We start from the raw sequence: 400 nt of genomic DNA on the forward strand, positions 1-400 counted from the left end.
CCACGTTGGAATCCCGTTTCATCTCTGTGGGAGGGATGCTGATACGCGAAATAGCCGGGTTCAACGCAAGTTCTTCGGTCTGAGCAATAAGCAAGCCAGTCCACAGGACGAATTCTGTCCCGGCGTCGTGACAGGTCTCAATCACCGCCCTTCGTATGGCCGTTCCAATAGCTGATGGCAGTGCCACGACCATTTTGTCATGAAAATCGATCAGCGGCTGCCTCTCGAGCCAGCTATCGCCATAGCCACCAAAGCCCACATTGCGCTGTGACGGTGGTAAGCAGTACCCGCCAAGTGCCCGGCGACTGATGCCAGCTTGAGCTAAATCAGCATCCGAAAAGGTCACGCGCGCGGCCAACGTTTTCAGTGTCGGAAGATCATTAATCGGCAACGCGTCAAG

General features: G+C 55.2%; 1 protein-coding gene. It reads right to left on the reverse strand.

The window, feature by feature from the left end; genetic code table 11:
• Positions 1-400 (reverse strand): hypothetical protein (locus tag AC1D0P_RS31045; protein ID WP_477680239.1); only part of this gene is annotated, 400 nt, incomplete at both ends.

Source organism: Polaromonas sp. P1_G2, from assembly GCF_056405515.1.